The sequence below is a fragment of the Streptomyces regalis genome (assembly GCF_001509475.1).
Lineage (GTDB): Bacteria > Actinomycetota > Actinomycetes > Streptomycetales > Streptomycetaceae > Streptomyces > Streptomyces regalis.
On the sequence record NZ_LLZG01000062.1, the window covers coordinates 1 to 16,801 of the forward strand.

19 protein-coding genes are annotated in these 16,801 nt (G+C 69.8%); 10 read left to right on the plus strand and 9 right to left on the minus strand.

Annotated elements, in window-relative coordinates; all coding sequences use genetic code 11:
- Positions 1 to 241 precede the first annotated feature (241 nt).
- The gene (gene mshA / locus ADL12_RS11265; protein ID WP_062701140.1) at positions 242 to 1,579 is read left to right on the plus strand and encodes a D-inositol-3-phosphate glycosyltransferase; all 1,338 of its coding nucleotides are present in this window, start codon (positions 242 to 244) and stop codon (positions 1,577 to 1,579) included.
- The gene (locus ADL12_RS11270; RefSeq protein WP_062701168.1) at positions 1,572 to 2,072 is read left to right on the plus strand and encodes a type III secretion system chaperone family protein; all 501 of its coding nucleotides are present in this window, start codon (positions 1,572 to 1,574) and stop codon (positions 2,070 to 2,072) included. The genes mshA and ADL12_RS11270 overlap by 8 nt, the downstream gene beginning before the upstream one ends.
- Before the next feature lie 26 nt (positions 2,073 to 2,098).
- On the opposite strand, the gene ADL12_RS11275 is transcribed toward ADL12_RS11270, so the two are convergent.
- Positions 2,099 to 2,908, minus strand: a complete 810-nt coding sequence (locus ADL12_RS11275; RefSeq protein ID WP_062701141.1) for a helix-turn-helix transcriptional regulator — start codon at positions 2,906 to 2,908, stop codon at positions 2,099 to 2,101.
- A 49-nt stretch (positions 2,909 to 2,957) separates the two neighbouring features.
- On the opposite strand from ADL12_RS11275, the gene ADL12_RS11280 reads away from it, so the two are divergent.
- The gene (locus ADL12_RS11280) at positions 2,958 to 3,395 is read left to right on the plus strand and encodes a DUF2000 domain-containing protein (protein ID WP_062701142.1); all 438 of its coding nucleotides are present in this window, start codon (positions 2,958 to 2,960) and stop codon (positions 3,393 to 3,395) included.
- 21 nt (positions 3,396 to 3,416) lie between these two features.
- Here ADL12_RS11280 and ADL12_RS11285 read toward each other — a convergent pair whose 3' ends face one another.
- Positions 3,417 to 4,676 carry an MDR family MFS transporter gene (locus tag ADL12_RS11285; protein ID WP_208614518.1) on the minus strand — a complete coding sequence of 420 codons (1,260 nt, stop codon included), beginning with the start codon at positions 4,674 to 4,676 and terminating at the stop codon, positions 3,417 to 3,419.
- A gap of 151 nt (positions 4,677 to 4,827) precedes the next feature.
- Here ADL12_RS11285 and ADL12_RS11290 point away from each other — a divergent pair, with 151 nt between their 5' ends.
- Together ADL12_RS11290 and ADL12_RS11295 are read left to right on the plus strand one after the other, a co-directional pair.
- Positions 4,828 to 5,589, plus strand: coding sequence for a phosphoglyceromutase (locus tag ADL12_RS11290; RefSeq protein ID WP_062701143.1), 762 nt, complete (start codon positions 4,828 to 4,830; stop codon positions 5,587 to 5,589).
- A 291-nt stretch (positions 5,590 to 5,880) separates the two neighbouring features.
- Positions 5,881 to 6,360: a hypothetical protein gene (locus ADL12_RS11295; RefSeq protein WP_062701144.1), complete on the plus strand. Its 480-nt coding sequence runs from the start codon at positions 5,881 to 5,883 to the stop codon at positions 6,358 to 6,360.
- A gap of 85 nt (positions 6,361 to 6,445) precedes the next feature.
- Here ADL12_RS11295 and ADL12_RS11300 read toward each other — a convergent pair whose 3' ends face one another.
- The 6 genes from ADL12_RS11300 to phoU form a co-directional block, all read right to left on the minus strand.
- On the minus strand, positions 6,446 to 6,778 hold the full coding sequence (locus ADL12_RS11300; protein WP_062701145.1) for a carboxymuconolactone decarboxylase family protein: 333 nt from the start codon (positions 6,776 to 6,778) through the stop codon (positions 6,446 to 6,448).
- A 194-nt stretch (positions 6,779 to 6,972) separates the two neighbouring features.
- Positions 6,973 to 7,335: a carboxypeptidase-like regulatory domain-containing protein gene (locus tag ADL12_RS11305; protein ID WP_062701146.1), complete on the minus strand. Its 363-nt coding sequence runs from the start codon at positions 7,333 to 7,335 to the stop codon at positions 6,973 to 6,975.
- A 10-nt stretch (positions 7,336 to 7,345) separates the two neighbouring features.
- Positions 7,346 to 8,278 carry a trypsin-like serine peptidase gene (locus tag ADL12_RS11310; RefSeq protein ID WP_062701147.1) on the minus strand — a complete coding sequence of 311 codons (933 nt, stop codon included), beginning with the start codon at positions 8,276 to 8,278 and terminating at the stop codon, positions 7,346 to 7,348.
- A 596-nt stretch (positions 8,279 to 8,874) separates the two neighbouring features.
- Positions 8,875 to 9,126, minus strand: coding sequence for an SCO4226 family nickel-binding protein (locus tag ADL12_RS11315; RefSeq protein WP_062701149.1), 252 nt, complete (start codon positions 9,124 to 9,126; stop codon positions 8,875 to 8,877).
- 76 nt (positions 9,127 to 9,202) lie between these two features.
- Positions 9,203 to 9,451 (minus strand): SCO4226 family nickel-binding protein, encoded by a 249-nt coding sequence (locus tag ADL12_RS11320; RefSeq protein ID WP_062701151.1) that lies wholly within the window; start codon positions 9,449 to 9,451, stop codon positions 9,203 to 9,205.
- Positions 9,452 to 9,966: 515 nt separating this feature from the next.
- Positions 9,967 to 10,668 carry a phosphate signaling complex protein PhoU gene (gene phoU, locus ADL12_RS11325; protein WP_062701153.1) on the minus strand — a complete coding sequence of 234 codons (702 nt, stop codon included), beginning with the start codon at positions 10,666 to 10,668 and terminating at the stop codon, positions 9,967 to 9,969.
- A gap of 410 nt (positions 10,669 to 11,078) precedes the next feature.
- Between phoU and phoR the strand changes: the two genes are divergently transcribed.
- Together phoR and phoP are read left to right on the plus strand one after the other, a co-directional pair.
- A complete protein-coding gene (gene phoR, locus ADL12_RS11330) occupies positions 11,079 to 12,368 on the plus strand; it encodes a two-component system sensor histidine kinase PhoR (RefSeq protein ID WP_062701159.1) in 1,290 nt (429 codons plus the stop codon).
- Between the two features lie 5 nt (positions 12,369 to 12,373).
- Positions 12,374 to 13,045, plus strand: a complete 672-nt coding sequence (phoP, locus tag ADL12_RS11335; RefSeq protein ID WP_004000192.1) for a two-component system response regulator PhoP — start codon at positions 12,374 to 12,376, stop codon at positions 13,043 to 13,045.
- Positions 13,046 to 13,261: 216 nt separating this feature from the next.
- Here phoP and ADL12_RS11340 read toward each other — a convergent pair whose 3' ends face one another.
- Entirely contained in the window at positions 13,262 to 13,969 is a 708-nt protein-coding gene (locus tag ADL12_RS11340; protein WP_062701161.1) for a copper chaperone PCu(A)C domain-containing protein, read from the minus strand.
- Between the two features lie 638 nt (positions 13,970 to 14,607).
- Here ADL12_RS11340 and ADL12_RS11345 point away from each other — a divergent pair.
- The 3 genes from ADL12_RS11345 to ispF all read left to right on the plus strand — a co-directional run bounded on the left by ADL12_RS11345 (position 14,608) and on the right by ispF (position 16,623).
- Positions 14,608 to 15,090, plus strand: coding sequence for a CarD family transcriptional regulator (locus ADL12_RS11345; protein ID WP_003953493.1), 483 nt, complete (start codon positions 14,608 to 14,610; stop codon positions 15,088 to 15,090).
- Positions 15,091 to 15,383: 293 nt separating this feature from the next.
- The gene (ispD, locus tag ADL12_RS11350; RefSeq protein ID WP_062701163.1) at positions 15,384 to 16,136 is read left to right on the plus strand and encodes a 2-C-methyl-D-erythritol 4-phosphate cytidylyltransferase; all 753 of its coding nucleotides are present in this window, start codon (positions 15,384 to 15,386) and stop codon (positions 16,134 to 16,136) included.
- Positions 16,126 to 16,623 (plus strand): 2-C-methyl-D-erythritol 2,4-cyclodiphosphate synthase, encoded by a 498-nt coding sequence (gene ispF / locus ADL12_RS11355; RefSeq protein ID WP_062701166.1) that lies wholly within the window; start codon positions 16,126 to 16,128, stop codon positions 16,621 to 16,623. Before ispD ends, ispF begins: the two co-directional genes overlap by 11 nt.
- The last annotated feature ends 178 nt before the right edge of the window (positions 16,624 to 16,801 follow it).

The window sequence follows — 16,801 nt, forward strand, 5'->3', positions numbered from 1 at the left end:
CGCACAGGCCGCCGCAGGCATAGCCGCGCACCCCCACTCACCCGCACACCCCACCCCACGCCTCCCCGCCCAACCGCCGGAGGCACGACGCACACCATCCCCGAACAGTTGAGCGACCCCCGGTAATACCCCGGTAAAAACCGCCCCACCAGGAATGTGAACGCCTCCCTCCGGTGTTGCACCGCCTTGGAGGGCGCGAGCACCCTCCGTCCGGCATGCCCGCTGCAAGGAGGAACGCCACGTGAGCCAGTACGTCAGCAGGCTCGGGCGTCGCTCCCAGGCCGCCCCCCACCGGCTGCGCCTGCACCGCCGCCCCCGCCGCATCGCCATGCTCTCCGTACACACCTCACCGCTCCACCAGCCCGGCACGGGCGACGCCGGCGGCATGAACGTATACATCGTCGAACTGGCGCAGCGCCTCGCCGCGATCAACATCGAGGTCGAGATCTTCACGCGCACGACCGCCACGGACCTCCCGCCCGTCGTCGAGCTAGCCCCCGGCGTCCTGGTCCGCCACATCGACGCGGGCCCCTACGAGGGCCTCAACAAGGAGGACCTCCCCGCCCAGCTGTGCGCCTTCACCCACGGCGTGATGCAGGCCTGGGCCGGCCACCGCCCCGGCTACTACGACCTGGTCCACTCCCACTACTGGCTCTCCGGCCACGTCGGCTGGCTCGCCGCCCAGCGCTGGGGCGCCCCTCTGGTGCACGCCATGCACACCATGGCCAAGGTCAAGAACGCCAACCTGGCCGACGGCGACACCCCCGAGCCCGCCGCCCGTGTCATCGGCGAGACCCAGATCGTCACGGCCGCCGACCGCCTCATCGCCAACACGGCCGAGGAGGCCGACGAACTCGTACGGCACTACGCCGCCGACCCCGAAAGGGTCGCCGTGGTCCACCCCGGCGTGAACCTCGACCGCTTCTCGCCCGCCGACGGCCGAGCCGCCGCCCGAGCCCGCCTCGGCCTCCCCCAGGACGCCCTGATCCCCCTGTTCGCCGGCCGTATCCAGCCCCTGAAGGCCCCGGACGTTCTCCTGCGCGCGGTGGCCGTCCTCCTGGACGAGCACCCCGAGCTGCGCTCCCGGATCCTCGTCCCCGTCGTGGGCGGCCCCAGCGGCAGCGGCCTGGCCAAGCCCGAGGGCCTGCAGAAGCTGGCCGCCCGCCTGGGCATCGCGGATGTCGTACGGTTCCGCCCGCCCGTCGGCCAGGAGCAGCTCGCGGACTGGTTCCGCGCGGCATCCGTGCTGGTCATGCCGTCGTACAGCGAATCCTTCGGCCTGGTGGCCATAGAGGCACAGGCGGCCGGCACCCCCGTGCTGGCGGCAGCGGTGGGCGGCCTGCCGGTGGCGGTCCGCGACGGCCGTACCGGCTTCCTGGTCCAGGGCCACAACCCGGCCGACTACGCGCGCGTGCTGCACGCCTTCGCCGACGACCCGCACCTGTCCCCCCGGATGGGCGAGGCCGCGGCCCGGCACGCCCTGTCCTTCGGCTGGGACACCGCGGCCGCCGCCACGGCGGACGTCTATGTGGCCGCGACCCACGCCCACCGGCGTCGCGTACGCTCCCACCATGGCTGACGTACAGAAGGCGGCGCAGATCGTCGAGGGAGCCCTCAAGGACGCCGAACTGGAGTGGGAGAGCCCCGCCCCCGGCAACTACGTCGTCAAACTCCCCGGCACCCGCAAGCTGTCGACGACGGTCTCCCTGCTCGTCGGCCGCCACTCCCTGTCGCTGAACGCCTTCGTCATCCGCCACCCCGACGAGAACGAACCCGGCGTCCACCGCTGGCTCCTGGAGCGCAACCTCAAGCTGTACGGCGTGAGTTACGCCGTCGACCAGCTCGGCGACATCTACGTCGCCGCCAAGCTCCCCCTGTCGTCCGTCACCCCTGACGAGATCGACCGCCTCCTCGGCCAGGTCCTGGAGGCGGCGGACGGCGCCTTCAACACCCTGCTCGAACTCGGCTTCGCCTCCGCGATCCGCAAGGAGTACGAGTGGCGCGTGGCGCGCGGCGAGTCGACGCGCAACCTGGACGCGTTCGCCCATCTGACCCAGCGGCCCGCGCACTGAACACTCCCGCCCAACCTGTACGAAGCTCAGCGCGCGCTCTTGCGATAGCGCCCCGGCGGCACCCCCACCAACCTCCGGAAGTGACGGGAGAGATGGGCCTGGTCGTAGAACCCCGTCGCGGTGGCCACGTCGGCCGGTGACCGGCCCTCCAGGAGCAGCCGCCGGGCGCGGTCGACACGGCGGGACATCAGGTACTGGTGCGGGGCGATGCCGTACGCGGTGCTGAACGACCGTACGAGATGGGCGGGATGGGCATGCAGGAGCCCGCTCGCCTCGTCGAGAACGAGGCCCTGCACGACGCGCTCGTCGAGAAGCTCGCGCAGCCGGCGGGCGAGGGCGGGGTCGCGCCGCGGGACGTCGTCCGTGGCGGTTTCGGGCCGCAGGTGGGCGCGCAACCGGTCGCCGATGAGGGTCAGCCTGCTGTCCGCCTCCAGTTCGTCGCCGGGGTGCGCGAGGGCGGTATGCAACTGGCCCACCCGCAGCCGCAGTACGGGATCCCGGAGGTCGGGGGAGTCCACGGCCCGGCCGATCAGGTCCTCGCCCAGCCGACTGCTGTCCAGGTACAACACCCGCTTGCGAAAGCCGTGCGGGGTGGCGGGGGAGCCGTTGTGGGGGACGTGCGGCGGGAGGAGGGACACCGTGTCGTGCGGGGTGCCGTGCTCGTGCCGGTCGAGGTCGTAGCGCACGGCGCCGTCGTCGACGATGAGCAGCGTCCAGGCCTCGTGGACGTGCATCGGGTACGCGTACTCGGTGAAGTGGGCGTGGAAGACCTCGGTGACGCCCGGGACGGAGGGGCGCCACGCGGAGACTTCCTGGCGGGTCCGTGCGGCGGCCATGCAAAGAACGTACAAGACGAGGTCGTACGGCGGTCGGCAGTCTCGTCGTATGAGCACTGACGTGGGCGCCGAACCCATCCGTTTCGACACGAAGATCGCCGTGCTGCTGCGCGAGGACCTGGAGCCGTGGCAGCGCCTGAACGTCACAGCCTTCCTGGTCAGCGGCCTGGGCACGCAACTCCCCGAGGTGATCGGGGAGCCGTACGAGGACGGGGCCGGTGTCTCGTACCTGCCCATGTTCCGCCAGCCCGTGCTCGTCTTCGAGGGCACGAAGGAGACCCTGACGGCGGCCCACGCGCGCGTGCTGTCCCGTGCACTGCCGCGCGCGGTCTTCACCTCCGACCTGTTCGCCACCGGCAACGACCGCGACAACCGCGCGGCGGTACGCGCGGTGCCGACGGCGGAGCTGGACCTGGTGGGGCTGGCGGTGTACGGGCCGCGGAACGCGGTGGACAAAGTGGTCAAGGGCGCGCGGATGCACCCCTGAGCACGCTCCACGCCCCGGTTGTCAGGCCGCGCTGACCTCGGGCTCCGCGTCGCTGGGCAGCGCGGTGGCGGCCGGTTCCTCCCGCGGCAGCCGGCGCATGAGCAGGCCGTACCCGACCCCCGCCGCCGTGCCGACGACGGCACACAGCCCCCACAGCCACTCCGCGCCGAAGCGGTCGATGACGAAGCCGGACATCAGGGGGGCGACGAGGGCGGCCACGGACCAGGACATGGTGTACATGCCCTGGTAGCGGCCGCGCCCGTGGACGGGGGAGAGGCGTACGACGATGCTGGTCTGGGTGGGTGCGTTGACGATCTCGGCGAGGGTCCACACGCACACGGTGAGTGCGAAGACGCCGACCGACCCGGCGAAGGCGGTGAGGCCGAAGCCGTACCCGGCGAGGACGGACGAGATGACGAGCAGCCGCCCGGGATCGCGGTGCTCGATGAACCGGGTGACCGGGATCTGCAGGGCGACGATGAGAACACCGTTGACGGCGACCACGAGACCGTAGTCCGCGGGCGTGAACCCGGCCTCGCCCATGGCGACGGGCAGGCCGACCGACCCCTGCTGGAAGATCACGGAGACGAGGAAGGACAGCCCGACGACGCTCATGAAGCGCCGGTCGCGCAGGACGGTGCCGAGCCCGATCCCGGCCTCCGCCTCGGCGGCCTTGGCCGTGGCGGCCGGCTTGGACTCCGGCAGCTTGAGGAAGACGACGACCGCGCAGATGAGGGTCATCCCGCCCTCGATCAGGAATCCCGCGAGGTAGCTGACCTCGGCGATGAAACCGGCGGCCATGGAGGAGACGGCGAAGCCGAGGTTGATGGCCCAGTAGTTGAGGGAGAAGGCGCGGACCCGGTCCTCGGGCCGCACGATGTCGGCCATCATCGCCTGCACGGCCGGGCGGGAGGCGTTGGAGGCCATGCCGACGAGGAACGCGACGGCGGCGATCGCGACGGGATCGCGCATGAAGCCGAGCAGTGCGACGGAGAGGGCGGTGGAGACCTGCGCGACGAGGAGCGTGGGCCGCCGCCCGAGCCGGTCGGTCATGACACCGGCGCCGAGGGAGGAGATCACCCCGCCGAGCCCGTGGAGCGCGGCGACGAGACCGGCGTAGGTGGCGGAGTACCCGCGGTCGAGGGTGAGGTACAGAGCCATGAAGGTGGCGACGAAGGCCCCGAGCCGGTTGACGAGCGTGCTGATCCACAGCCACCAGAACTCGCGGGGGAGCCCGGAGACGCTTTCACGGGTGGCGCGTCTCAGGCTGGCGAGTGACATCGGGATCCCCCACGGATGTAAGTGGCTACTGCAGCGCTCACAACTTACGGAGATCCACTCCACGCAGGCCACTCAATTAACAGAAGCCGTCAACTGTCCGGCCTTCGGGCACCCACGCGAGGGGGCGAAAGCGTGGATTACGCTCTGAGGCATGGCCGACGCACCGTACAAGCTGATCCTCCTCCGCCACGGCGAGAGCGAGTGGAACGCGAAGAACCTGTTCACCGGCTGGGTGGACGTCAACCTCAACGAGAAGGGCGAGAAGGAGGCAGTCCGCGGTGGCGAGCTCCTGAAGGACGCCGATCTCCTCCCCGACGTGGTCCACACGTCCCTCCAGAAGCGCGCCATCCGCACGGCGCAGCTGGCGCTCGAGTCGGCGGACCGCCACTGGATCCCCGTCCACCGTTCGTGGCGCCTGAACGAGCGCCACTACGGCGCCCTGCAGGGCAAGGACAAGGCCCAGACCCTCGCCGAGTTCGGCGAGGAGCAGTTCATGCTGTGGCGCCGCTCCTACGACACCCCGCCCCCGCCCCTCGAGGACGGCACGGAGTTCTCCCAGTCGGACGACCCGCGCTACTCCTCCATCCCCCCGGAGCTGCGCCCCCGCACGGAGTGCCTGAAGGACGTCGTCGTCCGCATGCTCCCGTACTGGTACGACGGCATCGTCCCCGACCTCCTGTCCGGCCGCACGGTCCTCGTCGCCGCGCACGGCAATTCGCTGCGCGCCTTGGTCAAGCACCTCGACGGCATCTCCGACGCCGACATCGCGGGCCTGAACATCCCGACGGGCATCCCCCTGTACTACGAGCTCGACGCCGACTTCAAGCCGGTGACGCCGGGCGGGAAGTACCTTGACCCGGAGGCTGCTGCGGCGGCTATTGAGGCGGTCAAGAACCAGGGCAAGAAGAAGTAGGTTCCGTGATCATGCCCTCGACCCGCGCTTATGGCGCGGATCGGGGGCATTTTCGCGGCCCCGGCCTACCCGGCCAAGGTCGCCGACGTCCTGCGTCCTCGGCGCACTGCTCGAATTCACCTCGCGCGTAAGGAAGTTGGTCGGCAGCCGATGATTCCACCAACCCAAGGAGAAGCCAGGGTTAAGTGATGGGCCGGGTCGGCCATAGTGCACACCCCCCCAGACGCCCCCTCTGTCTGATGCAGGTGATTCGTCGGGGCCGCCCGGAAGACCGCGTTCCTGGTTTCCGCGATGGTCAGCGACCCGTCCGGCGTCCAGAGCGTGTCGTTCGAGCTGTGGCACGGACCGAACCGGGCGGAAGCCGACGGACGCATGGCGCAGGTCGGCTTCGACCGCTGCGTGAAAATCACCGAGAACACGTCCAAGTGCCAGGCCGTCGTGGACGCCGACCCGTACGACAACCTCCGCAGCAACGCCCTCGCCGGTACCTGGGGCGTGAGCGCCGTGGCCGTCGACGGCGCAGGCAACGTCACCCGCGAGGACGACGCCCCTTGGCCGGCACGCATCAAGCGCCAGACCCACCTGTCCCAGGCCGACGCCACCCCGGAGCCGGTGAAGAAGGGCGAGAACCTCACGGTCAAGACCGACCGGAACGGCTGGGCCACGACCACCGTGAAGGCGACGGCGGACGGCGAGTACCGCTTCGATTTCGCGGGCACGTCCCTCACTCAGGCCAGGGCTGGCCGGACCGACTTCGTCGATGTGAAGTGACCCCGGACCGGTGAAGTGACCTCCCCATCAAAACTCCTGTCCGGCCGGCCCGGCCAGGGGGCTCCTCGCCGTCCCGGACCCGTCCCTACGCCCGCCCCCGGCGCTCGGCCTCGGCGTCCGCGACCGCGATCGTGATGCCGAGCGCCTTGGCGATGTTGCCGGCTGCCGTCATGACGCGGGCCGTGCCCACCACAGGGGCGATGGCGACAAGCACGTCCTGCACCTGCTCGGCAGTCAGCCCGGCCTGGATGGCGGGGTCGATGTGGGCGACGTAGGAGATCGGCGGGGCGTCCGAGGCGGCGAGGGCCGCGATGCGGGTGAGCATGAAGGTCTCCGGGACCAGCCCGCACCGCTCGACCGAGTCGACCGTCATCGCGGCGAGGGTGTCCAGTACCGGGGTTTCAGATGCTGTGGCCATGGCAGGGCGTCTCCTGTTGGGTCGTGAGGGAAGTCGACGGACGCCGGCACGTGAGAGGCCCCACCTGGTGCAGCGCCCACCGCTCGACCGTAAGGCCGTTTCCCGCGGACCGCCTGTCGAGCGCCTCTCGAGCGGGTGTCGAGCGGGTGTCGAGGGGATCGTCCGAACGACCCTTGACGACCCTTAACGACCCGTCAGGAACCGTTGCTCCAACCGAGCGTCAGCTCGACCCGTACCGCCGCCGGCCCCTCCTCGGGAGCCCTGCCCTCGGTCCTGTCCTCGGTCCCGTCCCCGACCGGCGCCCCCACCCGCACCGTCGCCTCGGCCGTGCCGGGCGGCCCCATCGCGGGATCCGCCCGGCACAGGAGGGCGTACTCACCCGGTGCGGGGGCGCTGAGGGAGAACCGTCCCTCGGCGTCGGTCACGGCAGCGATGTCCGGCAAGGGCCCGGGCCCGTCGGTGAACAGGACGTGGGCGCCGGGCACGGGTGCCCCCGAGGCGTCATGGACGACGCCAGCGATCTCCCTCGGGGCCCTTGCCGGCCTGCTGTCGTTCATGGGGCTTCGCTCACGCCTTCCAGGCCACGTAGTTGTTGTAGACGGGTGTGGTGAACCGGGTACCCGAGTTCACCCGGGCTCCACCGTAGGCGTGGATGGCGAAGCCGTAGCGGTTGCCGTTGTCGATGCGGTAGACGGAGCTTCCGCTCTGGCCGCCGGCCGTGTCGATGTCGTAGTACACCTTGCGCGCCGTGACGGAGTCGACGCCGCGGGCCGCGTACCAGAGCGTCCCGGGCTGCTTGTCGCCCGGATAGCCGGCGATGTTGCCGGTGGTCTTGAGCAGGTCCGAGTCGGACCACACCCCGAAGCCGAACCAGCCGGTGGTGGAGCCGATGTTGGACGGCGTGACGATGGCGCCGTAGTCGAAGTTCTCGTCGCCGTCATTGGTCCAGCCGGCCACGGAGCGGAAGCTCGTGCAGGTGACACTGCCGTACGGCAGCACGGAGCCGTTGCGGCCGGGCATCACCTGGATGCTCTTCACCCAGCCGTCCCGGCCCGCCACGCCGCTGCCCTTGATGTAGACGCAGTGGCCGGCGGTCGCCACGGTGTGTGGTCCTATGAGCCAGCCGGTGCCCTGGTAGAGAGTGTTGTCGCGGGCCGTGATCAGCAGGTAGCAGTGCACCCGCCACGGGTACACCGCGGTGTTGGTGATCTGGACGCGGTCGTCGGGGCCGTGCACCGTCTCCTGAGCCGACGGCGGCGGACCGAACGACGCTTCCCCGATGTCCGGCAGTGCGGCGGTCGGGGCGGTCCAGGCCTCGGGCGGGAACCCGTCGGGCCGCCGATAGCCCTCGACCGGCTCCAGTCCCTCGCCGGTGCCGTGCAACACCTCGCCCTGCGCGCCCTCCGACGGCGGTTGCAGGACGGCTTCCTGTTCGGGAGCCAGCGATACGGTCACGTCCTCCGGCTCGTTCGACACGGAGTTGTGCGGGTCGTGCGGCATTCTCGATCACCCAGCCTCTCGGAGCTGCGTTGTGATGCCTGGGACGCCGCGGCCGCAACGTTTGGGGTCATTGCTCTTCTACTGCCGCCGGACAGGGGAGGCAATGCACCTTTTGCGCCGACCCGCCGGGCGCCCGAGTCCGCTGCCGGGGGAGTACCGGGCGGGGCCGCGGAACGGTCGCCGGAGCCCCGTGAGGGTCCCGGCGACGCACCGTCACCCGCCGTTTTGGCGCCGAGCAGCCCGGCCCGCGCCTCAGGCCTCTCGGCCGGCCCCGGTGGGACACGCAGACCCCGAGTGCATGGCCGCCCTCTTGCTCGCCCTGCCCCCTGCTCGTCCCGGTCGGCGACCCACGCCTCGCCGTTCGCAGAGCGGAGGCGCACGCGGTGCCCTAATCCCACCCCTACAGACAGCAGCAAAAGCGAAATTCCACACTCCATACGAACAATCACCCATCCCGGACGGTCGCTCCCAGAGCAGCGCTCACCATCCCCAGAGCGGCGCTCCCGCAGTCATGCGTAGGCCCCCGGCTGCGTCTCCCGCAGGCCGGGGGCCGTTTCCTCCTCGGTCGTGCTCTGTCGTGCTCTGTCGTGCCGGACTCACACGGTCAGCGGCACCGCGTGGATCTCGTCCGGTGCCCCGCCGCCTCCGCGCTCATGGACACGTCGGACCGCGTCGGCCGAGGGGCCCTCGCTGAGGCAGTACACCGTGCCGGACTCCGGGTCCGCCCAGGCGTGTTCGAAGTGGACGCCTTCTTCCTGCTCGATCGCGGCGGTGGCGTCGTGGCCCTCCTTCAGCTGTTGGGCCGTGATGCCCTGCATGCCGTGGTGGACGTCCATGAAGCGTGTCATGGGCCTCGCACCTCCTTCTCGATGCACCCCGTGTTCTTCCCGATGCACCCCGTGGCTTCCCGCGTCTCGGATCGACTCAGATCGACAGCGGAACCGGGTGGACCTCGTCGGCCTTGTGGCCGGCGCGCTCGTGGATGCGCTGGACCGCTTCGGCCGAGGGGGCCTCGGAAAGGCAGTAGACGATTCCGGACTCGGGGTCGGCCCACGCCCGCTCGAAGTGCACGCGCTCGTCCTTCTCTATGGCGAGGTCCGCGTTGTGGGCCTCCCTGAGCTGGTCGGCCGTGATGCCCTTCATGTTGTGGTGTACGTCCATGAACTGAGCCATGCCTCGCACCTCCTCGTGATCCTCGGACCTCTGGCCCTCGGAGTGCGCTCGCCTGCGCTCACTCTCCTTCCATGCTGCGCCCGTCCGCGACGACGAGCACGATGAAGGGCCCGGGGCATGGACGAAGGGCCCCGGCATTTACGCCGGGGCCCTTCACCGTCGTACGAGATCCACGGCGTCGTACGCCGCAGTACCGCACCTACATCCGCACCTACACCCTCACCCGCTCATCCGCACTGGCAAGGATTCCCCGACTGGCACCCGCACCCGCACCCCGAGCCGCAGCCGCAGGCGCCGAAGAGTGGGAGGCTCCTGATGTCGGCGGGTTGCTCGGACGGGCGTTCCTGGGTGGGGTCGGGCGTCGTGCCGGGGGTGCTGGGGGATTCGGCCATGGTCCCTCCTCAAGGCTGGTGCCTGTGCCCATTCCATGCCCGCCCCACTGGGCGCATCAACGGCGCACAGAGGCTTGCGCACGCCCCGAACGGCCCCCCGCAAGACCGCTTACGGCCTGCGGCTTACGCCCCTTCCACTCCCGAAACCGGCTGGATCTCCGGCTGGATGTCGGCCTGCAGCTCATCCGCGTGCTCACCCGTCACCAGGTACACCACGCGCTTCGCAACCGCGACCGCATGGTCGGCGTAGCGCTCGTAGTAGCGGCCGAGCAGCGTCACGTCGACCGCCGTCTCGATGCCGTGCTTCCAGCGCTCGTCCATCAGGTGCTGGAAGAGCGTGCGGTGGAGCAGGTCCATCGCGTCGTCGTCCTGCTCCAGCTGGAGGGCGAGGTCGACGTCCTTGGTGATGATCACCTCGGCCGCCTTCGCCATCAGGCGCTGCGCGAGCTGGCCCATCTCCAGGATGGTGGCGTGCAGGTCCTGCGGGATCGCGCGCGCGGGGTAGCGCAGGCGCGTGAGCTTCGCCACGTGCTGGGCGAGGTCGCCCGAGCGCTCCAGGTCCGCCGACATACGGAGCGAGGTGACGACTATCCGCAGGTCGGTCGCCACCGGCTGCTGGCGCGCCAGCAGCGCTATGGCCCGGGCCTCCAGGTCGTGCTGGAGGTCGTCGACCTTCTGGTCGGCCTCGATCACACTCTCGGCCAGCTTCAGGTCGGAGTCGAGGATCGCCGCCGTGGCGCGCCCGATCGCCGACCCGGCCATCCGGGCCATCTCCACCAGGCTGTCGCCGATCGAGTCCAGTTCCTCGTGGTACGCGTCCCGCATCAGGGTCCCTCTCTTACGTCTGCCTCGGGGTTCCGGGCCAGGAGACTGTCGTCGAACCGGCAGCCTTGTCGTTCGAGCCGGCGGCCTTGTTGTCCGAACCGGCAGTCTTACTGTCGTGACCTCCGACCATAAGACTGCCGTGAAAACGACAGTCGGACTGTCGTGAAACCGCCAGTGCGATCACCATCCATCACATGCATGATGATGCGATCACCATGTGATCAGCCATGCGATCACCATCCGAAATCGCCTGTGCGAACCCCACGCTCCTACGATCCGGCCGCTACGCGTCCGTTTCCGCCACCCCAAATGAACCAGTACTGGCTCCAAGGTGAACTCTGGGCGACGAGTGTTCGAGCTCGCACTCCGACGGCTGTGGCCACTGCCCACCGCATGCCTAACCTGGACGCATGGACGTGAACGCGGCGGTCGCCGCAGCGGCAGCGATCGCCGGGGTGCTCACCGGCGTCATCGCCATGCTGGCGTTCCGCTGGAGCGAACGCGACCTGAAGCGACCCACTCGAACTTCCCTGCACGCCGACCCGGTCCTGCCGCCCGGAGTGGACACGGTCCTGTCGGTACTGCGCTCCTCCGCCGTCGTCCTCGACGAGGGGGACGCCGTCGTCAAGGCCAGCTCGGCGGCGTACGCCCTCGGTCTGGTGCGCGGTGGCAAGCTCTCTGTCGAGCCCATGCTCCAGATGGCCCGGGACACGAGACGTGACGGTGAGATACGGCAGGTCGAGCTGGACCTGCCCCGGCGCGGCACCGGGCGCGGCGACGCCCTCGCCGTGTCCGCACGCGTCGCACCCCTGGGCTCCCGCCTCGTCCTCCTCCTCGTCGAGGACCTCACCGAGGCCCGGCGCATAGAGGCGGTGCGGCGCGACTTCGTCGCCAATGTGAGCCACGAACTGAAAACGCCGGTCGGCGCCCTCTCCCTCCTCTCCGAGGCCGTCATGGACGCCTCCGACGACCCGGAGGCCGTGGAGCGCTTCGCCGGACGGATGCAGATCGAGGCGACCCGGCTCACCAGCCTGGTGCAGGAGCTCATCGACCTCTCCCGGGTGCAGAACGACGACCCGCTGGAGGACGCCGAGCCCGTCCGCGTCGACGAACTCGTCGCCGAGGCCATGGACCGCTGCCGGCACGCCGCCGGAACGAAACAGATCACCATGGCCGCCGGTGGTACCGCCGACGTCAGCATCTGGGGCAACCGCGGCCAGCTCGCCGCCGCGCTCGGCAACCTCGTCGAGAACGCCGTCAACTACTCGCCCGCCCGCACCCGCGTCGGCATCGCCGCCCGCCGGGTCAGCGCGCCGGGCGGGGACCTCATCGAGATCGCCGTGACCGACCAGGGCATCGGCATCTCGGACAAGGACAAGGAGCGCATCTTCGAGCGCTTCTACCGCGTCGACCCGGCCCGTTCCCGTGCCACAGGTGGCACCGGCCTCGGTCTCGCGATCGTCAAGCACGTGGCCGCCTCGCACGGCGGGGAGGTCACGGTGTGGAGCTCCGAGGGACAGGGCTCCACCTTCACCCTGCGGCTGCCGGAGGCCGGTGCGGCCCGCGACCGTGCACAGCAGCACCCCGACCTCGATGACGAGGCCGGACAGTCCGCCGACTCGAATCCCCGCAGAACCCCCGACTCACCGCCTGACTCAACCGCGTACGAAACGCTTTCCGCCCCGGAGGTCCTTCCGTGACCCGTGTGCTCGTCGTCGAGGACGAGGAGTCCTTCTCCGACGCCCTGTCGTACATGCTCCGCAAGGAGGGCTTCGAGGTCGCGGTCGCGACCACCGGGCCCGACGGACTCGACGAGTTCGAGCGCAACGGCGCCGACCTCGTCCTCCTCGACCTGATGCTGCCCGGCCTGCCGGGCACCGAGGTCTGCCGTCAACTGCGCGGCCGCTCCAACGTCCCGGTGATCATGGTCACCGCCAAGGACAGCGAGATCGACAAGGTGGTCGGCCTGGAAATAGGAGCCGATGACTACGTCACCAAGCCGTTCTCCTCACGCGAGCTGGTCGCCCGTATCCGGGCCGTCCTGCGCCGCCGCGGCGAGCCGGAGGAGGTGACCCCTGCCGCGCTGGAGGCGGGCCCGGTCCGCATGGACGTGGACCGTCACGTGGTCACGGTCTCCGGCTCCAAGGTCGACCTCCCCCTCAAGGAGTTCGACCTGCTGGAGATGCTCCTGCGCAACGCCGGCCGCGTCCTCACCCGCATGCAGCTCATCGACCGCGTCTGGGGCGCCGACTACGTCGGTGACACCAAGACCCTCGACGTCCACGTCAAGCGCCTGCGCGCCAAGATCGAACCGGACCCGGGCGCGCCGCGGTACCTGGTGACGGTGCGTGGCCTGGGCTACAAGTTCGAGCCCTAAGTCGCCGATCTGCTACGTTAAGTGACCCTCGCCGTCGGGTGGACGGAGAGGCTAAACGCCTGTGGAGCGTTGGTAAGACCCGGAGAGATTCGGGCGCAGTGCGGTGAAGCAGGAAGCCCCTTGAGGGTGCGCCAAAAGTTCGAGCCGTAAAGCTCGGAAACGCCAAGGGCGGGAACCGATAACCAAGGTTCCCGCCCTAGCTGTTTGCGGCGTCGCTCAGTGACCGGCCGTCGTCTGAGAGGCGCTGTCGGACGGGGTCGCCGCACCGGCGCCGGCGCCGGTACCGGCCTCGGTGCCGTCCGTGGACGTCGCGCTCGCGGAGGCCCCGTCGGCCGGGGCGGCCGGCGTGCCCGCCTCAGGGGATCCGGTCGGCGAGGCGGTCGGGGAGGACGTCCTGCCCGGCACTGCCGGGACCTCGGTCGGGCCCCAGCTCTCGAAGTAGTGCTCGGCCGGGACGACGAACGCCCGCAGGCTGACGTCACCCGTCTTGCTGAAGGTGAAGGTGATCTTCTGGGCGTTGCCGTCCTGGATGGCCTCGCGGCTGCCGGGCAGCACGGCGGAGGCGTTGTCCTTGCCGCCGAGGATCAGCGAGCCGCCGGCCGGGATGGTCAGGCTGCCCCCCTTGGCGGGCTTGAGCTGGGCGGTCTTGTCGGTGCCGTCCACCTTGATCGCGTCCAGCGTCTGGGCGGTGCGGCCGGAATTGAACAGGGTCGCGGAGATCGCGGCAGGGCCGGTCGACTCCAGGTCAGGCTGGGTGATGACGATGGCGTTCTGGATCTTGATGTCGCCGACCGTGGTGGCCGCGTTGTCCGGCTTGATCTCCAGCGTCTGGCTGTTGTTGCCGGCGGCGCACGCACCGAGCGACGTGATCGAGAACGCGATGGCGGCCGCGGCGAGGGCGCCGCGTCGAAGGCTGCTGCTCACGGCGGCGGCAACTCCTTGACTCGAACGGGGGCGGGCGCGTAAAGCCGCCCTAAGTGTGTGTCAGCGGCCTTAGGTTACCGAGCCGTTCCCGCGCGACCGCACCCGACCCTCCCCTGAGCGGCGATGTGCTGTCGAAGTACCTCTTCCACCACCCGTCACTTCACCCACAAGTGACCCCGGAGTCACATTGCCCGCGCGCTCGTCCGCCATTCACATAAGCCCCCTCCAAGCCACCTTCCAAGCCCCCTTCCGAGCCCCCGCGCAAAATTTCCGTGAAGGAATGCGCGACCCTCCCGAAATTGATCACCGGCTGTGCTGCCGACCTGGCTGTGATCAATTCCGGATTCGGCCGGTACCCGACTCCGGACATCGAACGGAGTAGCGTAAGTCGCACACTTGGAACCGGACATATGTGGACGTTCGGCCACTCGGACGTGCCTCCGGATGTGGGTGACGTGCGTGTTTCGCCTCGCCCGCAGAGCCGCTCCGACCTGCGAATACCTTCTTCCGGTCGGCCCGCGAAGCACGTTCCTGTTGGAGTTGTCAAGCCCCGAGATATGCCCTGACCTGCGAAAACGCCATTCAGAACCCGCAGTTTCCGTGTTACCCTGGATAGCCACGGAAGGGGTACCTGTCACATGACGTTCAAGGTTGGCGACACCGTGGTCTATCCCCATCACGGGGCCGCGCTGATCGAGGCCATCGAAACTCGCCAGATCAAAGGCGTGGACAAGACCTACTTGGTGCTGAAGGTCGCCCAGGGTGACCTGACGGTACGTGTGCCAGCGGACAATGCGGAGTTCGTCGGCGTGCGTGATGTGGTCGGTCAGGACGGGCTGGACCGGGTCTTCGAGGTGCTGCGCGCGCCGTACGCCGAGGAGCCCACGAACTGGTCGCGTCGTTACAAGGCAAATCTGGAGAAGCTCGCCTCCGGCGATGTCATCAAGGTCGCGGAAGTCGTGCGTGACCTGTGGCGTCGTGAGCGGGAGCGTGGACTCTCCGCCGGTGAGAAGCGCATGCTCGCCAAGGCCCGCCAGATCCTGGTGAGCGAACTCGCTCTTGCGGAGAACACCAACGAGGACAAGGCCGAGGCCCTGCTCGACGAGGTCCTCGCGTCCTGACGCGGTCATCCGCCTCAGTTCAGCACACTGCTGTGTTGTTTTAAAAAAGTGCCGCGGTGCCCGATGACGTATTTCTCGTCGCCGGGCGCTGCGGCATGTTCGTGCTCGGACGCCGTATGTCTTCCGGACGCCGTACGCGGGTTCACCCTCGAAGGGAGATCCCCCGATACTTGGCGTGCCGGGCCCGGGCTGCTGGCTCGACCGGTGTCACGGAAGGGTCCGGTCAAGGCGTCGCGCCCGGCACGCTGAGGCCATACCCACGTAGGCCGAGCACACAAACCTGACAGGAACCGATGTCTGACGATTCGCGCCCTTCGCCCGCGGAAATCCGTACTGCCGCCGTGATCCCCGCCGCCGGCCGGGGCGTACGCCTGGGTCCGGGCGCCCCCAAAGCGCTCCGCGCGCTGAACGGCACGCCCATGCTGATCCACGCGGTCCGTGCGCTGGCCGCGTCCCGCGCCGTCTCCCTGGTCGTGGTCGTGGCCCCGCCCGACGGCGCCGGCGAGGTGAAGTCGCTGCTCGACGCGCACGCGCTGCCCGAGCGCACCGACTTCCTCGTAGTCCCCGGCGGCGAGAGCCGACAGGAGTCCGTGAAGCTGGGGCTGGACGCGCTGCCGGCCGCGTACGACATCGTGCTGGTCCACGACGCCGCCCGGCCCCTCGTCCCGGTCGACACGGTCGACGCCGTCATCGAGGCCGTACGAGAAGGCGCCCCGGCGGTCGTTCCGGCGCTGCCCCTCGCGGACACGGTGAAGGAAGTCGAGCCCGCGGCGGCCGCGGGGGAGCCGGAGCCGGTGGTCGCGACGCCCGAACGGGCTCGGCTGCGGGCCGTGCAGACCCCGCAGGGCTTCGACCGCGCGACGCTGGTCCGTGCCCACGAGACGGTCACCGACAACGTCACCGACGACGCGAGCATGGTCGAGCAGCTGGGCGAGACGGTCGTGGTCGTGCCCGGCCACGAGGAGGCCTTCAAGGTCACGCGCCCGCTGGACCTGGTCCTGGCGGAGGCGGTCCTGGCACGCCGGAGGCTGAACGATGGCTTCTGAGCAGCTTCCGGTGCTGCCCCAGGTGGGCATCGGCACCGACATCCACGCCTTCGAGGAGGGCCGCGAACTGTGGTGCGCGGGCCTGAAGTGGGAGGGCGAAGGGCCGGGCCTCGCCGGGCACTCCGACGCGGACGTCGTCGCGCACGCCGCGTGCAACGCGCTGTTCTCGGCGGCCGGCCTCGGCGACCTGGGCCGGCACTTCGGCACCGGGCGGCCCGAGTGGTCCGGGGCCTCGGGGGTCGTACTCCTGACGGAGGCGGCACGGATCGTGCGCGAGGCGGGCTTTCGGATCGGCAACATCGCCGTACAGGTCGTGGGCCCGCGTCCGAAGATCGGCAAGCGCAGGGACGAGGCCCAGAAGATCCTGTCGGAGGCGGCCGGCGCACCGGTATCGGTGTCGGGAGCGACGACGGACGGGCTGGGCTTCCCAGGCCGCGGCGAAGGCTTGATGGCAGTGGCAACGGCGTTGGTGGTACGACAGGCGTGACTGAGCCGACATTGAGGGGCGCGGGCACTGCCCCACGCATCCCCATCGGCCCACTACCCTAGGTGCCGTGACTATTCGCCTGTACGACACCAGTGCCCGGCAGATCCGTGACTTCACCCCGCTCACGCCGGGCTGTGTCTCGATCTACCTCTGTGGCGCCACCGTGCAGGCCGCGCCG

Bases quoted from the DNA above. Each gene is read 5' to 3' on its own strand.
- ispD (WP_062701163.1), top strand. From the start codon at position 15,384: ATGTCTGACGATTCGCGCCCTTCGCCCGCGGAAATCCGTACTGCCGCC.
- ADL12_RS11345 (WP_003953493.1), top strand. From the start codon at position 14,608: ATGACGTTCAAGGTTGGCGACACCGTGGTCTATCCCCATCACGGGGCC.
- ispF (WP_062701166.1), top strand. From the start codon at position 16,126: ATGGCTTCTGAGCAGCTTCCGGTGCTGCCCCAGGTGGGCATCGGCACC.
- ADL12_RS11310 (WP_062701147.1), bottom strand. From the start codon at position 8,278: ATGCCGCACGACCCGCACAACTCCGTGTCGAACGAGCCGGAGGACGTG.
- ADL12_RS11295 (WP_062701144.1), top strand. From the start codon at position 5,881: ATGGTCAGCGACCCGTCCGGCGTCCAGAGCGTGTCGTTCGAGCTGTGG.
- ADL12_RS11275 (WP_062701141.1), bottom strand. From the start codon at position 2,908: ATGGCCGCCGCACGGACCCGCCAGGAAGTCTCCGCGTGGCGCCCCTCC.
- ADL12_RS11305 (WP_062701146.1), bottom strand. From the start codon at position 7,335: ATGAACGACAGCAGGCCGGCAAGGGCCCCGAGGGAGATCGCTGGCGTC.
- phoR (WP_062701159.1), top strand. From the start codon at position 11,079: ATGGACGTGAACGCGGCGGTCGCCGCAGCGGCAGCGATCGCCGGGGTG.
- ADL12_RS11315 (WP_062701149.1), bottom strand. From the start codon at position 9,126: ATGACACGCTTCATGGACGTCCACCACGGCATGCAGGGCATCACGGCC.
- ADL12_RS11280 (WP_062701142.1), top strand. From the start codon at position 2,958: ATGAGCACTGACGTGGGCGCCGAACCCATCCGTTTCGACACGAAGATC.
- phoU (WP_062701153.1), bottom strand. From the start codon at position 10,668: ATGCGGGACGCGTACCACGAGGAACTGGACTCGATCGGCGACAGCCTG.
- ADL12_RS11320 (WP_062701151.1), bottom strand. From the start codon at position 9,451: ATGGCTCAGTTCATGGACGTACACCACAACATGAAGGGCATCACGGCC.
- ADL12_RS11285 (WP_208614518.1), bottom strand. From the start codon at position 4,676: ATGTCACTCGCCAGCCTGAGACGCGCCACCCGTGAAAGCGTCTCCGGG.
- ADL12_RS11290 (WP_062701143.1), top strand. From the start codon at position 4,828: ATGGCCGACGCACCGTACAAGCTGATCCTCCTCCGCCACGGCGAGAGC.
- ADL12_RS11270 (WP_062701168.1), top strand. From the start codon at position 1,572: ATGGCTGACGTACAGAAGGCGGCGCAGATCGTCGAGGGAGCCCTCAAG.
- ADL12_RS11300 (WP_062701145.1), bottom strand. From the start codon at position 6,778: ATGGCCACAGCATCTGAAACCCCGGTACTGGACACCCTCGCCGCGATG.